We start from the raw sequence: 17,454 nt of genomic DNA on the forward strand, positions 1-17,454 counted from the left end.
TACGGAGCAACGTCGGTCATGTCATTCCCCCTCGAGCCGGACGGCCCCCTGCCGCGTGACGTCGCACCGCCGCAATTCGGCGTGGACGGCGAGCAGGCCGAACGCGACTGGCCGCTGATGACGCACGACGAGGTGGCGGCCGTGCTCGCGCGGATCGACGGCGCGGGCGAGCCGGTGCGGCTGACGTGGCACAGCCCGCGGCAGTTCGCGGCAGCGGTGCTGGTGCGGATGGCGGACGGGCGCGGGTTGTTCGTCAAGCGACATCATGCGAGCCTGCGCGATGTCGCGGGGCTTGAGGAAGAGCATCGCTTCATCGCGCATCTGCGCGAGCGCGGGATGCCGGTGGTGGACGTGCTGGCCGATCGCAATGGTGCGACCGCGTTCGCGTCGGGCGAATGGACATACGAGGTGCATGTTCTCGCGCCCGGCGTCGATCCGTATCGCGGCGTGATGTCGTGGCAGCCGTTCACGCATCCTTCGCATGCATATGCGGCCGGCCGCGCGCTGGCCGAACTGCATCGCGCGTCGGCCGGCTACGATGCGCCCGCACGGCCCGTGCGCACGCTGCTGTCGAGTTTTCGCGTGCTGTCGTCCGCCGATCTGGCGGGCGCGCTCGAACGCTGGGTCGACGCGCAGCCGTTGCTGGTGCGCGCGCTGGGCGCGCGCGACTGGCGTGGCGACCTGGCCGATGCGATCGGCCCGTATCACGCGCGCCTCGTGCCGCTGCTGCCCGCGTTGCCGCCGCTGTGGACGCACGGCGACTGGCATGCGTCGAACCTGCTGTGGACCGATGCGGGGCCCGGCGCGCAGGTGCGCACCGTGCTCGATTTCGGCTTGTCGGACCGCACCTGCGCGGTGATGGATCTCGCGCTCGCGATCGAGCGCAATACCGTCGACTGGATGGCGCCGGCCGATGCACGGCGCGTGGAATACGACCAGATCGACGCGCTGCTCGACGGCTACGAATCGCTCGAACCGCTAAGCGACGACGCGTATGCGGCGCTGGTCGCGTTGTTGCCGATCGTGCATACGGAGTTCGCGCTGTCGGAAGTCGCGTATTTCGGCTGCATCATCGACGCGCCGGCGATCGTCGACATCGCGTACGACGGCTACCTGATCGGGCACGCGCGCTGGTTCGGCGAACGCGACGGGCGGCAACTGCTCGACTGGCTCGTGCGGCGACGGCGGGGGAAGCAGCGCATCACCTGATTCACGTGCGGGGCGTGCGGCCTGCGCGTGCCGCATTCCCGAACCTCCGCATGCTGTCGTGCGGCCATCGCGCCGCGCGCTCACGGAATTTTCCCGTCATCCACGGGGGACACCGTTCCCGCGGGGCGTCGCACGCGTGCGTGCTGCCGCGCCCCACATGACGGAAATATCATCTTCGCCTCATGTTCGCACTGCGGCTGGTCCGTAGCATCGGTCGCAAACCGTTACCGCAGAACCGAACATGCTCAAGCCCTACCTCGCCGTGGCCATCGTTTTCGCGATGGCCGCGACGGCTCATGCGCAGCCATCGCTGTCGCCGGGGCCGTCCCCGGCTGCCGCCGCCGCGCCGATCGGCGCACCGCCGTCCGATGCGCTTCCTGCGTCGTCGTTGACGTTGTCCGACGCGCTCGCGGTCGCGGCCCGGAACAATCCGGCGCTGCGCGGCGCACGCGCGGATGTCGATGCATCGGCCGGCGCGCTGATGCAGGCCGGCGCGCGGCCGAACCCCGAAGTGTCGTTCCTGCAGGAAGGCTTCAGTCGCGCCGAACGCACGTCCACCGCGCTGATCAACCAGACCATCGAGCTGGGCGGCAAGCGCCGCGCGCGGCTCGACGTCGCGTCATACGGCCGGGAGGCGGCCAGCGCGTCGCTCGATGAGCAGGGCGCCGCCGTGCGCGCCGACGTGATCGCTGCGTTCTACGGGCTGCTCGCCGCGCAGCGCCAGCTTCAGGTGACCGAGGAGTCGGCCGCGATCGCCGCGCGTTCGGCGGACCTCGCGGGGCGCCGCGCGCAGGCCGGCAAGGTGTCGCCGGTCGAGGCGACCAAGGCGCAGGTCGCGGCGGCCGGCGTGCAGATCGAAGTCGTGACCGCGCGCGGCCGTGTCGAGGTCGCGCGCGAGAAACTGAACGCGGTGATGGGCGAGGCGCGCAACGACCGGCTCGCGGTGCTCGGCGACCTGGAAACCGTGCCGCCGGTCGAGCCGTTGTCCGCGCTGACCGCGCAACTCGACGATGCGCCGCTCGCGCGGGTCGCGCGCGCCGAGATGCTGCGCTCGAACGCGGCCATATCGCTCGAACGCGCGCGGCGCATTCCGGACGTGACGGTCAGCGCCGGCGTGAAGCGCGTGACCACCGGCGGCGTGCCGGACAACCAGGCGGTGGTCGGCGTGTCGATCCCGATTCCGCTGTTCAACACGAACAAGGGCGCGCTGCTCGAGGCGACGCACAAGGCCGAGCGCGCGAATGCCGATCTCGATCGCGAACGCACCCGCCTGCGGCTGGAGTTGACGCAGGCATACGCGAATTTCGAGGCGGCCGAGCAGGAAGCGCAGCGGCTTAAGTCCGACATCCTGCCGGCCGCGCGCCTCGCGCTCGATGCGATGTCGCGCGGCTACGAACTCGGGAAGTTCAGCTTCCTCGACGTGCTCGACGCCCAGCGCACGCTGTTCCAGGGGCAGTCGCAATACGTGCGCGCGCTCGCCGGCGCCCATGCGGCCCGCGCCGATATCGGCCGCCTCGTCGGCACGCCGCTCGCGGCCGTCGCGCGATAAGCGCCCCTCCTACCTGAAGGATCATCATGTCACGCAGCAGAATCTTCGTTATTGCGGCGGCCGTGCTCGGCGGCGCAGGGATCGTGATCGGCGCGCTCGCCGTCACGCGGGGCGGCGGCGCATCGGCGCCGACCGCCGCCGAAGTCGCGCAGCCGGCCGCCGGCGCCGGCGCGCGCGGCGGTGTCGTACTCAAGCGCGGCAAGCTGTCCGTCGAGATCGTGATGACGGAAAAGCCCGGCGACGCGCGGCTTGTCGTCTATCCGCTCGTCGACGGCAAGCCGGTGGACAAGGGTGTGACCGTGTCCGGCACGCTGGTGCGCTACGACCGCACGCACGAACCGTTGAGGTTCGACGCGGCCGGCCCGAAGTTCGTGTCCGCGCAGTCGATCGCGAAGCCGCACGTGTTCGATGCGACGATCGACGTGAAGGCCGGCAACGACGCCGCGTCGTTCCCGTTCGCGCGCGCCGACGGCGCGATCGCGCTGACCGACGCGCAACTGGCGACGTCGAAGATCGCGCTCGCGAAAGCCGGCCCCGCGCAGATCGCGACGCCGTTCCAGCTTCCCGGCGAAATCAGGTTCAACGAGGATCGCACCGCGCACGTGGTGCCGCGCGTGGCCGGCATCGTCGAGCAGGTATCGGTATCGCTCGGGCAGAACGTCGCGAAGGGACAGGTGCTCGCGGTGATCGCGAGCACCGATCTGGCCGACCGCCGCAGCGAGTTGCTGACGGCCGAGCGCCGGCTGTCGGGGGCGCGCGCAACCTACGAGCGCGAACGCACGCTGTGGCAGGAACGCATTTCGGCCGAGCAGGATTATCAGCAGGCGCAGGTGCAGTTGCGCGAGGCCGAGATCGCCGTGCAGAACGCGCGGCAGAAGCTCGCCGCGCTGAATGCACCGGTCGGCGCGGGCGCGCTGAACCGGTATGAACTGCGCGCGCCGTTCGCGGGCACGATCGTCGAGAAGCATGCGACGCCCGGCGAGGCGATTGCCGCGGACGCGAGCATGTTCGTGATTTCCGATCTGTCGACCGTATGGGCCGAGATGGCGGTGCCCGCGCAGCGGCTCAACGACGTGCGCGTCGGTCGCGACGCAACGGTGATCGCGACCGCGTTCGAATCGCGCTCGAGCGGCCCGATCGCGTACGTGGGTTCGCTGCTCGGCGAGCAGACGCGCACCGCGCCGGCGCGCGTCGTGCTGCCGAACCCCGACCGCGTGTGGCGGCCGGGGATGTTCGTGAACGTGTCGGTCGACGCGGGCAAGCAGGGTGTGCCGCTCGCGGTCGCGAGCGACGCGCTGCAGGACGTCGACGGCGCGCCGTCGGTATTCGTGCGCTCGCCGAAGGGCTTCGTCGCGCAGGCCGTCGAAACAGGGCGGCGCGACGAACGCGCGACCGAAGTGCTGAAGGGGCTCAAGCCCGGCCAGGAATACGCGGCATCGAACAGCTTCGTGCTGAAGGCGGAACTCGGCAAGGGGAGCGCGGAACATGAATGAGCAGCAATACGCGTGCGTCGTGGCGCGACTGGCGGCCCGCTATGCGGCCCGCTTTCCGGTCCGCCGGGTGACGGGCCGCGCGGCCCGCCCGGTACGGGCGACCGTGCCTCGTTTCAAGGAATCCCGACATGTTTGAGCGCCTGATCCGCTTCGCGATTGCGCACCGCTGGCTCGTGATGCTGGCGATCGCGGCCGTGGCCGCGCTGGGCGTGTTCAGCTACCAGCGGCTGCCGATCGACGCCGTGCCCGACATCACCAACGTGCAGGTGCAGATCAACACGTCCGCGCCCGGCTACTCGCCGCTCGAGGCCGAGCAGCGCATCACGTATCCGGTCGAGACCGTGATGGCCGGGCTGCCGGGGCTGGAACAGACGCGCTCGATCTCGCGCTACGGGCTGTCGCAGGTCACCGTGATCTTCAAGGACGGCACCGACATCTACTTCGCGCGGCAACTCGTCAACGAGCGCATCCAGGAGGCGAAGGACAAGCTGCCGGCCGGCATCGCACCCGCGATGGGGCCGACCTCGACCGGCCTCGGCGAGATCTACCTGTGGACCGTCGAGGCCGACGCCGATGCGCGCAAGCCCGACGGCACGCGCTATACGGCGGCCGACCTGCGCGAGCTGCAGGACTGGGTCGTGCGGCCGCAGTTGCGCAACGTGCGCGGCGTGACCGAGGTGAACTCGATCGGCGGCTACGTGAAGGAATATCGCGTCGCGCCGAATCCGGCGAAGCTGATGTCGTACGGGCTGACGCTCGCCGACGTCGTGCGCGCGCTGGAGCGCAACAACGACAACGTCGGCGCCGGCTACATCGAAAAGCGCGGCGAGCAGTATCTGGTGCGCGTGCCGGGCCAGGCGCGCACCGTCGACGACATCGCGAACATCGTGCTGACCAACGTCGGCGGCGTGCCGGTGCGGATGAAGGACGTCGGCGTGGTCGACATCGGCCGCGAACTGCGCACCGGCGCCGCGACGTCGAACGGCGAGGAAGTCGTGCTCGGCACGGTGTTCATGCTGATGGGCGAGAACAGCCGCACGGTGTCGAAGGCCGTCGCGGCGAAGATGGAGGACGTGAACCGCACGCTGCCGGCCGGCGTGAAGGCGATTCCGGTGTACGACCGCACGGTGCTCGTCGAGAAGGCCGTCGCGACGGTGAAGAAGAACCTGCTCGAAGGCGCGGTGCTCGTGATCGCCGTGCTGTTCCTGTTCCTCGGCAACATCCGCGCGGCGCTGATCACCGCGCTCGTGATTCCGCTGTCGATGCTGATGACCTTCACCGGGATGGTCAACGCGAAGGTGAGCGCGAACCTGATGAGCCTCGGCGCGCTCGACTTCGGGATCATCGTCGACGGCGCGGTGGTGATCGTCGAGAACTGCGTGCGGCGGCTCGCGCATGCGCAGTCGGCGGCCGGGCGGCCGCTCACGCGCGACGAGCGTTTTGCCGAAGTGTTCGGCGCGTCGCAGGAGGCGCGCCGCGCGCTGATCTTCGGGCAAATGATCATCATGGTCGTGTACCTGCCGATCTTCGCGCTGACCGGCGTGGAAGGAAAGATGTTCCATCCGATGGCGACGACCGTCGTGATGGCGCTCGCCGCCGCGATGGTGCTGACCGTCACGTTCATTCCGGCGGCCGTCGCGTTGTTCATCGGCGAGCGGGTCGAGGAGAAGGAGAACCGGCTGATGGGCTGGGCGCGGCGCGCGTACGAACCGGTGCTCGCCGCGTTCATGACGCGCCCGACGCGCGTGATGATCGGCGCGGGCGCGATCGTGCTGGTCACGCTCGGGCTCGCGACGCGGCTCGGCAGCGAATTCATCCCGAGCCTCAACGAGGGCGATCTGGCCGTGTCCGCGCTGCGGATTCCCGGCACGAGCCTGTCGCAGTCGATCGAGATGCAGAAGGCGATCGAGAAGACGCTGAAGGCGCGCTTCCCGGAGATCGAGCGCGTGTTCGCCCGGACCGGCACGGCCGAGATCGCGGCCGACCCGATGCCGCCGAACTTGTCGGACGGCTACATCATGCTGAAGCCGGCCGACCGGTGGCCCGACCCGAAGAAGCCGCGCGACCAGCTCGTGCGCGAGATCGAGGAAGCACTTGCCGAGCTGCCGGGCAACGCATACGAATTCTCGCAGCCGATCCAGCTGCGCTTCAACGAACTGATCTCCGGCGTGCGCAGCGACGTCGCCGTGAAGATCTTCGGCGACGACATGGCCGTGCTGAACCAGACCGGCGAGCAGATCGCGGCCGCGTTGCAGAAGGTGCCGGGCGCGTCGGAGGTGAAGGTCGAGCAGACCACGGGCCTGCCGGTGCTGACCGTCAACCTCGACCGCGACAAGCTCGCGCGCTACGGCGTGAGCGTGGCTGACCTGCAGGATTCGGTGGCCGCGGCCGTCGGCGGGCAGAAGGCCGGCACGCTGTTCCAGGGCGACCGTCGCTTCGACATCGTCGTGCGGCTGCCCGACGAGCTGCGCTCCGACATCGAGGCGATCAAGCGGCTGCCGATCGCGCTGCCCGCGCCGGCCGCCGGCGCCAGCGCACCGCTTGCGGCGGCGCCGTACGTGCCGCTCGCGGAGCTCGCGACGATCGACGTGGCGCCGGGCCCGAACCAGATCAGCCGCGAGGACGGCAAGCGCCGGGTGGTGGTCAGCGCGAACGTGCGCGGTCGCGACGTCGGCTCGTTCGTCGCCGATGCGCGCGAGCAGTTGCAGCAGGACGTGCGCGTGCCGGCCGGCTACTGGGTGTCGTGGGGCGGCCAGTTCGAGCAGTTGCAGAGCGCGAGCGAGCGCCTGAAGCTCGTCGTGCCGCTCGCGCTGTTCATGGTGTTCGTGCTGCTGTTCGTGATGTTCAACAACGTGAAGGACGGGCTGCTGGTGTTCACCGGCATTCCGTTCGCGCTGAGCGGCGGCGTCGTGTCGCTGTGGCTGCGCGGAATTCCGCTGTCGATCACGGCGGCGGTCGGCTTCATCGCGCTGTCCGGCGTGGCCGTGCTCAACGGTCTCGTGATGATCTCGTTCATTCGCAACCTGCGCGACGAAGGCATGCCGCTCGACGCCGCGGTGCACGACGGCGCGCTCACGCGGCTGCGCCCCGTGCTGATGACCGCGCTGGTCGCGTCGCTCGGCTTCCTGCCGATGGCGTTCGCGACCGGCACCGGCGCCGAAGTGCAGCGTCCGCTTGCGACGGTCGTGATCGGCGGTATCCTGTCGTCCACGGCGCTGACGCTGCTGGTGCTGCCGGTGCTGTACCGGGTCAGCCATGCGGTGTCGTGGCGCGCGGCGTTGCGTGGCGGCTTCGGCGCGGGCGTGCTGCGCCGGCTGGGTTTCTTCAAGGGTAATGCGTGATGCGAATTCTGATTGTCGAGGATGAACCGAAGACGGGCGCGTATCTGCGCAAGGGCCTGACCGAGGCCGGCTACGTCGTCGACTGGGTCGAGGACGGCATCACGGGCCAGCACCAGGCCGAAACGGAGGAGTACGACCTGCTCGTGCTCGACGTGATGCTGCCCGGGCAGGACGGCTGGACGCTGCTGCAGAACCTGCGGCGCAGCAAGTCGACGCCCGTGCTGTTCCTCACCGCGCGCGACGACGTCGGCGATCGTGTGAAGGGGCTCGAACTTGGCGCGGACGACTATCTCGCGAAACCGTTCGACTTCGTCGAGCTGACCGCACGCATCAAGTCGATCCTGCGGCGCGGCCAGCCGCGCGACTCGAACACGCTGCGCGTGGCCGATCTCGAACTCGACCTGACGCGCCGCAAGGCCACGCGCCAGGGCGACACGATCCTGCTGACCGCGAAGGAGTTCGCGCTGCTGTGGCTGCTGATGCGCCGCGAAGGCGAGATCCTGCCGCGCGCGACGATCGCGTCGCAGGTGTGGGACATGAATTTCAACAGCGACACGAACGTCGTCGATTCGGCGATCCGCCGGCTGCGCTCGAAGATCGACGACGCGTACGAACCGAAGCTGATCCACACGGTGCGCGGCATGGGCTACGTGCTCGAAGCGCGCGGCGGCGCGGCCGCATGATCGCGCGCCTGCTGCCGCGGACGCTGCGCGGCCGCCTGACCGCGCTGATCATCCTGTCGACGTCGGTGATCCTCGCGTCGAGCGGCGTCGCGCTGTACGAAGCGCTGAGCAACCGCGTCGAAACGACGGCGGCCGAGCAGATGGCCGGCATTTCCGCCGCCCTGGGGGCGCACCTGGCCGAGGCGCGCACGACGGCCGACGTCGCGCGCAACACCGATATCTGGATCGACCAGTTGCACGGTCATCCGAACATGGATCTCGCGATCTTCGATGCCGCCGGTACGCGCCTCGTCGGCACGCCCGGCTTTCGTCCGTATGCGCCGCTGATGTCGATGAACGCGGGCCGCGTGCCGGTCGGCGTCGCGCCGCCGGCCGCGCGGCACCAGTATCTGCTGACGACCGTGCCGCTGGCCGGCGCCGGTGCGCCCGTGGTGCGCGTCGCCGTGCAGTACGATCGCAGCGCCGACGTGCTGCTGTTGCGCACGCATGCTTATACGATCGTCGTGATCGAGGTGTTCGGCGTGGTGCTCGCGGCCGTGATGGCCTATGGCATCGCGGCGCTCGGGCTGAGCCCGCTGCGGCGGTTCGCGGCGCGCGCGGAGCAGATGTCGACGAGCCGGCTCGCGCATCCGCTGCCGGAACTCGATACGTCAGGCGAGCTGAAGGAGCTCGAGCACGCGTTCAACGGGATGCTCGCGCGGCTGAACGAATCGTTTACGCGGCTGAGCCAGTTCTCGTCGAACCTCGCGCACGACATGCGCACGCCGCTGACGAACCTGCAGGCGGCCGCGCAGGTCGTGCTGTCGCAGCCGCACGGCGCGGACGAATACCGGAGCGTGATCGAGTCGAGCATCGACGAATACCAGCGGCTGTCGCGGATGATCGAGGACATGCTGTTTCTCGCGCGTTCGGAGCAGGCCGGCACGTCGATCAGCGTGCGACGCCTGAATGCGGCGGAGGAGGCGGAGCGCGTGGCCGGCTACTACGAGCCGCTGGCGGAAGACGAAGGCGTGACGGTGAAGGTCGACGGCCACGCGTGGGTCGATGCGGACCTGACGCTGTACCAGCGCGCGTTGAGCAACCTGCTGTCGAATGCGCTGACCTATGCGCCGCGCGGCAGCGTCGTGACGATCGACTGCGTCGAGCAGGGCGGCGCGACGACGATCGCCGTGTCGGATACGGGGCCCGGCATCGCCGCGGAACATGCCGGGCGGATTTTCGAGCGCTTTTATCGCGTCGATCCGTCGCGGCACAATTCGGCGTCGGGCACGGGGCTCGGCCTCGCGATCGTCCGGTCGATCATGGACAATCACGGCGGCGAATGCGGCGTCGACAGCGAGCCGGGCCGCCGCACGACCTTCTGGCTGCGCTTTCCGCGCCGGCCGGCCGAACCGCAACGGCCGGCCGCCATCAGCACCTGACAGCGCGGGCGGCTACGCCCGCGCGTTTGCCGCAAGAGGGCCGCGCGCGGCGCGCTGCCCGCGGCCATGTGGCCGGTCATCATTGCTTCGCGGTCAGGTTGTCGTGATTGTCGGTCTGCGGCTTCTTCTCGCCGCCATGCACCGAAATCCCGTGAAGCTCCTTGTTGCGCGCGACGATCTCGCCGGTCGGCGGGTACTGCGTCTTGCTCGTCGGCACGACGCCGTCGTGCTGCGCCTGCTTCAGTTCGTTGACGACCTGCGCGCGGGACTTGCCTTGCGGTTGCGTCTGGGCGAACGCCGCCTGGGTGGCCATGCCGAGCGACAGCGTGGCGGTGACGAACAGTGCTGCGAGTTTTGCCGTTTTCATCGAGTGCTCTCCTTGATCTGGGCCGCCGGGCGGCGAACCATGGACCCAGTATGCGAAAGCAGCCGTGCGTGATCGTGATCGCGAGATGAAAAATGCGTCAGATTGCGGAGGCAAGAACGCGTCATGCGGTCTCGAACGACATGACGCAACCGTCATGTTCGCGTCATGGGTGCGATGAGCGGGAAGCGGAACATGAAGCCTGCCGCTGGCCGACCGCGCCGGCGGCGTTCGTGCCGGTCGCGCCAGCAGCATCGAGCGCGGACGGCGTCGTTCAGACCTTCATTCCGGACCGAAAATTGCATCGTCCCGCCATTCGCCTCGCCTTGATCGCAGGCCTGATCGTCCCGTTGTTCTCGGGTTGCGCATCGACACGTTCGGGCGCCACGGTCACCCTCCCTGCTGCCGCGCGCAAGCCCGCGCCGGCCGATCTGACGCCGGGCGAGCAAATCGACTATGCCGGGCATCGCTGCGGCAATCCGAACCTGTATGTGAAAACGCATCCGTGCGTGTACCCGCGGCTCAATTCAGCGCCGTGATCGTCGGATCCGCGTAAAAAAGAGCCCGGTACTCGACGAGCCCGGGCCTAATGCGTGATCGTGCCGTGCGGCAGCGACCCGCTGCGTGGGCGGAAACGGGCATGGCCCGCTACCGTTCCGATCGTAGCGATGCGACGCATCGCGAACCTGATCGGAACATGAAATTTTCGTCACGCAGCGCGCAGGGTTGGCTGTCGCAGTCAGAACCGGTGGCGCAACCCGAGATTGAGGATGCCCTGCGTACGCGTGCCGCCGTAGCCGTACGAGCCGATCGACGCCTGGGCCGCCTGCGTGCCGCCGTCGGGCGTGCGCTGTTCGCCGTTCGCGCGCTGCCACGCGCCGACCGCATAGAGATCGGTGCGCTTCGACAGCACGTAGTCGGCGCCGGCGGACACCTGATGGTAGGTCGCGCTCGTATCGCCGCGGGCTTTCGTGTAGCTGTAGCCGACGCCGACGAGCAGGCTGGCGGTTGCCTGATAGTTGAAGAATCCGCGCGCGGTGTCGTATTTCTGCGTGCCGCGAAAGGCCGACATCGCATCGGCCTTGTACTGCGCATTGCTGTAGTCGATACCGACCGTGAACGGCGCGAAGGTGTAGCGCAACGCGCCGCGTGCGATGCCGATCGACTTCGCGGAGAGGTAGCCGCCGTTGACCAGCGACCCGTCGAACGTGCCGTCCGACGTGCCGTTCCAGCCGGTCCGGACGCCGTTGGCGAGCGAGGCGCGGCTGGCCGCATAGTAGTAGCCGCCCGCCGCGTCGAACGGGCCATGGTTGTACGACAGGCCGGCCGACCAGGTTTGGCCGGCGCCGCTCTTGCCGGCCACACCGCCGAGCGCGTACATGCCGACGAACTGGAAGCCGCCGACCACGGGCGACGTGTACTTCACCGCGTTGTCGGTGCGCGACGACGTGTCGTAGTTGTCGACGTCGCCGGGTGTCGCGTACACGCTGCCGAAGTAGAAATCGCCGGTGATCGGCCACGCGACATCGGCGAGCGCGTCGTACTGGCGGCCGAGCGTGAGCGTCCCCCAGCGCGCGCTTTCCAGCCCGACGAACGCTTGCCGGCCGAACATCCGGTTGCCTTGCCCGAGCGCGCCGGTGTTCGGGTTGAAGCCGTTTTCCAGCGTGAAGATCGCCTTCAGCCCGTCGCCGAGATCCTCCGCGCCTTTCACGCCGAAGCGGTTGCCGAGCAGGTTGCCGTTGCCGAGGCCGACGAGGTTCTTGCCCTGCGCATCGGCGTTCCACACGACCGTCAGCGACGTATCGAACAGGCCGTACAGCGTGACTTCCGTTGCCTGCGCCGCATGCGCGGTCGTCAGCAGCGCCCCTGACATCATGACAAGTCGAACCGGAGTTTTCATGGTGTGTCCCTGAAGTTCAAGATGATCGTTTCGTGCATCGTTCGATGCCGGCGCCGAACCTGTGTCGCGACGGGCCGGAATATCGCGATTGCGGTGGCGATTCTGGAAAGCGTTCGGATCGTGACGGTGAGGGACAAATGAGAAAAATGTCATCGCAATGTCATGTGCGCTGAAACGTGCGGTGAATTTCATTCGCACTGCGAGGTGCAAGATGCGTGAACGATGACGAAACCGTCATCAGGCGATCACGGATCCGCACCGCCGCGGGATCAAAGTGAAGGCTCCAGTCACGGCATTCCAGCAAGGAGCCCCAACATGAACATCCCGCGTCCGATGATCGTCATTGCCGCCGCTGCGCTGTCGATTGCAGCGTTCTCCCAAGCCGTGGCCGCGCAGCCGAAGAGCCGTCAGGAAGTGATTCGGGAACTGGTGCGCGCGCGTCACGACGGCGTGATTCCGAGCCCGAATCACGACTATCCGGCGAGTCCGGCCGCCGTCGCGCGCAATCAGGAGATTCATCGCGCGACCGTTCATCGCGGCGAGAAGATGCCGATGGTCGATGCACACGACAACCGCTTCGCGGTGCTGTGATCGTTGATCGACGGAAAGGAGAGCGCGATGCGCAATGTCGCGAAAGGAATCGTGCTGGCGGCATGCCTGATGTCGACGGCCGCGATGGCGGCAGGCTGGCCGGAACGCGCGCTGTCGCACGCGCCGGCGCACGACGCCGGCAGCCGCGCGAACGAGCGGATGCGCTGCGAGTTCGCGGCCGTGCCGGCCGGCGCATGGACTGCGACGTTCACGCGTGGGCGATGCGAAGTCGCCAACGGCCGGCTGACGTTCGTGCCGGCCGATGCCGGCGACGAGTCGACCGTCGCTGCGAAGGCGATCGTGCTTGGCGACGTTCGCACCGCATCGCATCAGTCACGCAAGCTGAAGGAACAACTGCAACTGACCACGCGCGACGAAGTGGTCGCGCTGAACGTGCTGACCGACGACGGCAGCCGCAAATCGCGCGAACATGCGATCGACCTGTGGACCGCGCTGCGCAACGCGGGTGTCACGCCGGTCAACGGCACGCGGATCGTCGATACCTATCCGACCGGCGCGACGACCTGGTAGCCGTCGCGCCGTCGAGCGCGGCGCGTCAGGCTTTCACCGATCCTTCGATCAGGAAGAACACGATGAAGCCGATGAAGAACGCAGCCGTCGCGAACGGTGTCTCGGGCACTTCGTGCGCTTCGACCAGCAGTTCCTCGGTGACGAGGTACAACAGCGCGACCGTGCCGAGCCCCAGCAGCGCCGCATAGATATTCGCCGGCAGCCCGGCGAACGCCGCATTGCCGGCCACGGCCGCGACGCTCAGCAGCGCCGCGAGCGCGACCGGCACGACGATCGACAGCAAGCGGCCGATGCCGGCCGCGGCCAGCGCCGCGCTGACCGACAGCGCGAGGAACAGCACCTCGAGCGTCAGCGCGACGGTCAGGATGATGCCGCTTTCGTCGCTCGCGGAAAAGGCGATGCCGAGCACCAGGCCGTCGACGACGAGATCGATCGCGGTGACGATGATCAGGCTCACCGGCAACCGCGCCGTCTCGAAGCGCGTCTCGATCGCGCCCGACAGCGCGCGGATCGCCAGCATCAGCGCAAGGCCCAGCACGAAGCCGACGACGACCGGAAACAGCGCATGTGCGCGGTCCTGCGGCAGCAGTTCGAGCGCGGCGGCCGCGAACACGATGCCGCCGGTGAAATGCTGGATCACGCTCGACGTTTTCGGGCCAGGCGCGCGCCACGCGGCCGCGAGGGCGCCGAAACAGGCCGCCAGCACGGGCGGTAACGTGAGCAGCGCGAGCTTCGCGGTCGGTGTCATGAGTCCTCTCGGCGGTTGGCGTGGCGCAGCGGGCGCTGCGTCGCACGATCGTACACACCGGGCATCGCCCCGGCATCAACCGGGGATTGAACACCTTGAAGCCGCTCCAGAGTCAAGCGGTTTGATGCGGACGCACCGGCAAGCGGCCGGCGCGCCCGTTGCGGTCAAAGCTGCGCGAGCGCCTGGTCGAGATCGGCGAGCAGGTCGTCGATATGCTCGATGCCGATCGACAGCCGTACCGTTTCCTCCTTCACGCCGGCCTTCGCGAGTTCGGCCGGCGACAACTGACGATGCGTGGTCGAGGCCGGGTGCGTCGCGAGCGACTTCGTATCGCCGATGTTGACGAGCCGCGTGAACAGCTTCAGCGCATCCTGGAACTTCGCGCCGCCGTCGCGGCCGCCCTTCACGCCGAACGTCAGGATGCCCGGCGCGCGACCCGACAGGTAGCGCGCGACGAGCGGATGATCGGGATGATCGGGCAAGCCCGCATAGTTCACCCATTCGACGTGCTCGTGGCGCGCGAGATGCTGCGCGATCTTCAGCGCGTTGTCGCTGATACGTTCGATACGCAGCGCGAGCGTCTCGATTCCCTGCAGGATCTGGAACGCGTTGAACGGCGAGATCGCCGCGCCCATGTTGCGCAGCGGCACCACGCGGGCGCGGCCGATATACGCGGCCGGCCCGAACGCTTCGGTATAGACGACGCCGTGATAGCTGACGTCCGGCTCGTTCAGCCGCTTGAAGCGGTCCGCGTGGTCGGCCCACGGGAACTTGCCCGAATCGACGATCGCGCCGCCGAGGCTCGTGCCGTGCCCGCCGAGATACTTCGTCAGCGAGTGCACGACGATGTCCGCGCCGTGCTCGAACGGGCGCAGCAGGTACGGCGACGGCACCGTGTTGTCGACGATCAGCGGGATGCCGTGGCGATGCGCGACTGCCGCGAGCGCGGCGATGTCGGTGACGTTGCCGAGCGGGTTGCCGACCGATTCCGCGAAGATCGCCTTCGTGCGCGCATCGATCAGCGGTTCGAACGACGCGGGGTCGCGCGGGTCGGCGAAACGCGTGGCGATCCCGTATTGCGGCAGCGTGTGCGCGAACAGGTTGTAGGTGCCGCCATACAGCGAACTCGCGGACACGATGTTGTCGCCGGCTTCGGCGATCGTCTGGATCGCGTACGTGACGGCGGCTTGCCCCGACGCGAGCGCGAGCGCGCCGATGCCGCCCTCGAGCGCGGCGATCCGCTGCTCGAGCACGTCCGTCGTCGGGTTCATGATCCGCGTGTAGATGTTGCCCTGGACCTTCAGGTCGAACAGGTCGGCGCCGTGCTGCGTGTCGTCGAATGCGTACGCAACGGTCTGGTAGATCGGGACGGCGACCGCGCGCGTGGTCGGGTCGGGACGATAACCGCCGTGCACGGCGATGGTTTCGAGGCGCCAGTTCGGCTTGGCCTGATCGGTCATGGGTGCTCCGTTTGTTGTTGTGAAGGTCGAGGGGTCCTGCCGTCCGGCGATTATAGGAGCACGTGCGCGGCTGCCCTTAGAACGAATGGTGGGTTGCTTATGGAGGCGCGGCGCATAGAATGCCCTTTTCCGCAGACGAAAGGTGCGCGATGGATCAGGATCGGTGGAACCAGGTGGATGCGTATTTCTCGGCGACGCTCGTGCCGTCCGACGCCGTACTCGACGCCGCGCTGGCGGCGAGCGACGCGGCCGGGCTGCCGGCGATCAACGTCGCGCCGAACCAGGGCAAGCTGTTGCAGCTGCTCGCGACGATCCGCGGCGCGCGGCGGATTCTCGAGGTCGGCACGCTCGGCGGCTACAGCACGATCTGGCTGGCGCGCGCGTTGCCGCCGGGCGGCGCGCTCGTGACGCTCGAGCTGAACCCCGCACACGCGAAGGTCGCGACGCAGAACATCGCGCGCGCCGGATTCGCGCAGGTCGTGTCGGTGGTGGTCGGCAGCGCGAAGGACAGTCTTGCGCGGCTCATCGACACGGGCGAGGCGCCGTTCGACTTCATCTTCATCGATGCGGACAAGGACAACAACGCCGTCTATCTCGATGCGGCGCTGAAGCTGTCGCGGCCCGGCACGGTGATCGTCGTCGACAACGTCGTGCGCAACGGGCGCGTGGCCGATCCGGACAATCGCGAGCCGGACGTGGCCGGCGTGCGCGCCGGGTTCGCCCGGCTCGCGGCCGAGCCGGCGCTCATGACGACCGCCGTGCAGACGGTCGGGCAGAAGGGCTGGGACGGGTTCTCGATCTCGATCGTGGGCGCCGCGTGAAGTGACGCCGGTGCGCCCTTGCGGGCGCGCCGCACACTAGTTCTCGTCGGGATTCGAGTCGCTGCACTGGTCGGGATCGTCGCGCAACAGGATGCGGCGGATGCGGCCGTTGTCGTAGAACGGCACGTCCGGGCAGAACTTCATGCCGGCGCGCGTCGACGTCCGTTTCCAGGCGACCCTTTCGGTACGCACGAGCGTCGGGGCGCCACCCGGCGCGCCCGGTTTCCAGATGTCGATATACACCCGCGACATCTGAGGCGAATCGTCTGCCTCGCAGTCCTTCAGCGCGCCCAGCGTCGAGCGCAGCCCGGTATCGGTCTGCTCGATGCGTTGCGGATACTCGATATGGCCGTTGCCGTAGCCGGGCACGATGTAGCAATAGCGACGCGTGTTTCCGTCGAGCACGGGCAGCAAGTAGCTGCTCGCCGAGTCGACCTCCTTCACGTCGTTGCCCTGCCAGCGGTAGGTCGTCACGCCGTGCTCGCAGCAGCTCGCGCGCCAGCTCGTCCAGACGATCCGGTGCACCGGGTCGAAATCCGGCGACGTGATGTCTTGCAGTCCCTGCGGCGCATCGGCGAAGCGCCGCGTTTTCGGGTTGAAGATCCACGTCTGGTACGGGATGTTCGGACCGGCCCCCATCGATTGCGCGAGCATCAAGTCGGGCCAGCCATCGAAGTTCACGTCGGCGAAATCCGGCGTGAACAGGTTGCAGGTGCCCCGCGAATCGGTCTTTAGCGTCTGGACGAGGCGGCCGTGGTCGTCCAGGCGGATTGCGGTGACTTCAGGCGCGTCGGTGCACGAACCGCCATCGTCCGGCAGATGGTCGGCGACGAGGCGGATGTCGTAGGGAAACGCTCTGCCGTCGTGCTTCTGCGCGAGCGAGACAGGGAGTGTGCGCTTGCCGTCCGGTGCGGTCCATGTGCCGGTTACCGCATCGTCGAGAGAAGCGACGCGCCACTTGCCCGTTACGCGATCGGCGTCGGCTTTCGCGCCGCTATCCCGTTCCGACAGCGTCGCACCGTGCGCGTCGAGCGTTCCCTTCAATGCGAGCCGATAGCGTTTGTCGGACGTGCATGGCGCGTAGCAGTACCAGCCCGATACCGTGTCGCCGACGCGCGACAACGAGACTTCGACGTGCCGGTTGCCGATCGTGCCGGCCCAGTCACGCGACCAGAACGGGATCTCGACCGACTCGTCGGTGTTTGCCGCGCGCACCGGCGTCGACGCGAATGCGGTGATGGCGATCAGCGCGAACGCAAGCGCGCTGAGCCGCTCGCGCGTACGCCGCGTCGCGGCTGCGTGGCGCGACGCGGCGATGAACGGGTGATGCATGGTTCGGCCCC

15 protein-coding genes are annotated in these 17,454 nt (G+C 68.3%); 10 read left to right on the forward strand and 5 right to left on the reverse strand.

The window, feature by feature from the left end; genetic code table 11:
* Positions 1-18 precede the first annotated feature (18 nt).
* From H0X91_RS21595 to H0X91_RS21620, 6 genes are all read left to right on the forward strand, one after another.
* The gene (locus tag H0X91_RS21595; RefSeq protein ID WP_196433330.1) at positions 19-1,209 is read left to right on the forward strand and encodes a phosphotransferase enzyme family protein; all 1,191 of its coding nucleotides are present in this window, start codon (positions 19-21) and stop codon (positions 1,207-1,209) included.
* A gap of 241 nt (positions 1,210-1,450) precedes the next feature.
* Entirely contained in the window at positions 1,451-2,758 is a 1,308-nt protein-coding gene (locus H0X91_RS21600; RefSeq protein WP_058902791.1) for a TolC family protein, read from the forward strand.
* Positions 2,759-2,784: 26 nt separating this feature from the next.
* Positions 2,785-4,251 carry an efflux RND transporter periplasmic adaptor subunit gene (locus H0X91_RS21605; RefSeq protein WP_196433331.1) on the forward strand — a complete coding sequence of 489 codons (1,467 nt, stop codon included), beginning with the start codon at positions 2,785-2,787 and terminating at the stop codon, positions 4,249-4,251.
* Positions 4,252-4,379: 128 nt separating this feature from the next.
* A complete protein-coding gene (locus H0X91_RS21610; RefSeq protein WP_196433332.1) occupies positions 4,380-7,592 on the forward strand; it encodes an efflux RND transporter permease subunit in 3,213 nt (1,070 codons plus the stop codon).
* On the forward strand, positions 7,592-8,275 hold the full coding sequence (irlR, locus tag H0X91_RS21615) for a heavy metal response regulator transcription factor IrlR (protein ID WP_006490455.1): 684 nt from the start codon (positions 7,592-7,594) through the stop codon (positions 8,273-8,275). Before H0X91_RS21610 ends, irlR begins: the two co-directional genes overlap by 1 nt.
* Positions 8,272-9,696 carry a heavy metal sensor histidine kinase gene (locus H0X91_RS21620; RefSeq protein WP_196433333.1) on the forward strand — a complete coding sequence of 475 codons (1,425 nt, stop codon included), beginning with the start codon at positions 8,272-8,274 and terminating at the stop codon, positions 9,694-9,696. Before irlR ends, H0X91_RS21620 begins: the two co-directional genes overlap by 4 nt.
* A gap of 79 nt (positions 9,697-9,775) precedes the next feature.
* On the opposite strand, the gene H0X91_RS21625 is transcribed toward H0X91_RS21620, so the two are convergent.
* On the reverse strand, positions 9,776-10,063 hold the full coding sequence (locus tag H0X91_RS21625; protein ID WP_006490475.1) for a DUF4148 domain-containing protein: 288 nt from the start codon (positions 10,061-10,063) through the stop codon (positions 9,776-9,778).
* A gap of 92 nt (positions 10,064-10,155) precedes the next feature.
* Between H0X91_RS21625 and H0X91_RS21630 the strand changes: the two genes are divergently transcribed.
* Positions 10,156-10,599, forward strand: coding sequence for a hypothetical protein (locus tag H0X91_RS21630; RefSeq protein WP_230877990.1), 444 nt, complete (start codon positions 10,156-10,158; stop codon positions 10,597-10,599).
* 200 nt (positions 10,600-10,799) lie between these two features.
* Here the strand turns inward: H0X91_RS21630 and H0X91_RS21635 are convergent, their stop codons facing one another.
* Positions 10,800-11,960 carry a porin gene (locus H0X91_RS21635; protein WP_196433334.1) on the reverse strand — a complete coding sequence of 387 codons (1,161 nt, stop codon included), beginning with the start codon at positions 11,958-11,960 and terminating at the stop codon, positions 10,800-10,802.
* A gap of 315 nt (positions 11,961-12,275) precedes the next feature.
* Here H0X91_RS21635 and H0X91_RS21640 point away from each other — a divergent pair, with 315 nt between their 5' ends.
* Both H0X91_RS21640 and H0X91_RS21645 read left to right on the forward strand, forming a co-directional pair.
* Entirely contained in the window at positions 12,276-12,551 is a 276-nt protein-coding gene (locus H0X91_RS21640) for a DUF4148 domain-containing protein (RefSeq protein WP_069353016.1), read from the forward strand.
* 27 nt (positions 12,552-12,578) lie between these two features.
* Complete coding sequence (locus tag H0X91_RS21645; protein WP_105866142.1) at positions 12,579-13,082, forward strand: hypothetical protein; 504 nt, start codon at positions 12,579-12,581, stop codon at positions 13,080-13,082.
* Positions 13,083-13,107: 25 nt separating this feature from the next.
* Here H0X91_RS21645 and H0X91_RS21650 read toward each other — a convergent pair whose 3' ends face one another.
* Together H0X91_RS21650 and H0X91_RS21655 are read right to left on the reverse strand one after the other, a co-directional pair.
* Positions 13,108-13,830, reverse strand: a complete 723-nt coding sequence (locus H0X91_RS21650; RefSeq protein ID WP_060267746.1) for a ZIP family metal transporter — start codon at positions 13,828-13,830, stop codon at positions 13,108-13,110.
* Between the two features lie 164 nt (positions 13,831-13,994).
* A complete protein-coding gene (locus tag H0X91_RS21655; RefSeq protein ID WP_034202699.1) occupies positions 13,995-15,290 on the reverse strand; it encodes an O-acetylhomoserine aminocarboxypropyltransferase/cysteine synthase family protein in 1,296 nt (431 codons plus the stop codon).
* A 149-nt stretch (positions 15,291-15,439) separates the two neighbouring features.
* Between H0X91_RS21655 and H0X91_RS21660 the strand changes: the two genes are divergently transcribed.
* Complete coding sequence (locus H0X91_RS21660) at positions 15,440-16,111, forward strand: O-methyltransferase (protein WP_006490487.1); 672 nt, start codon at positions 15,440-15,442, stop codon at positions 16,109-16,111.
* A 36-nt stretch (positions 16,112-16,147) separates the two neighbouring features.
* Here H0X91_RS21660 and H0X91_RS21665 read toward each other — a convergent pair whose 3' ends face one another.
* On the reverse strand, positions 16,148-17,443 hold the full coding sequence (locus tag H0X91_RS21665) for an XAC2610-related protein (RefSeq protein ID WP_196433335.1): 1,296 nt from the start codon (positions 17,441-17,443) through the stop codon (positions 16,148-16,150).
* Positions 17,444-17,454: the final 11 nt, after the last annotated feature.

Source organism: Burkholderia sp. 9777_1386 (assembly GCF_015712265.1).
Classification (GTDB): Bacteria; Pseudomonadota; Gammaproteobacteria; order Burkholderiales; family Burkholderiaceae; genus Burkholderia; species Burkholderia cenocepacia.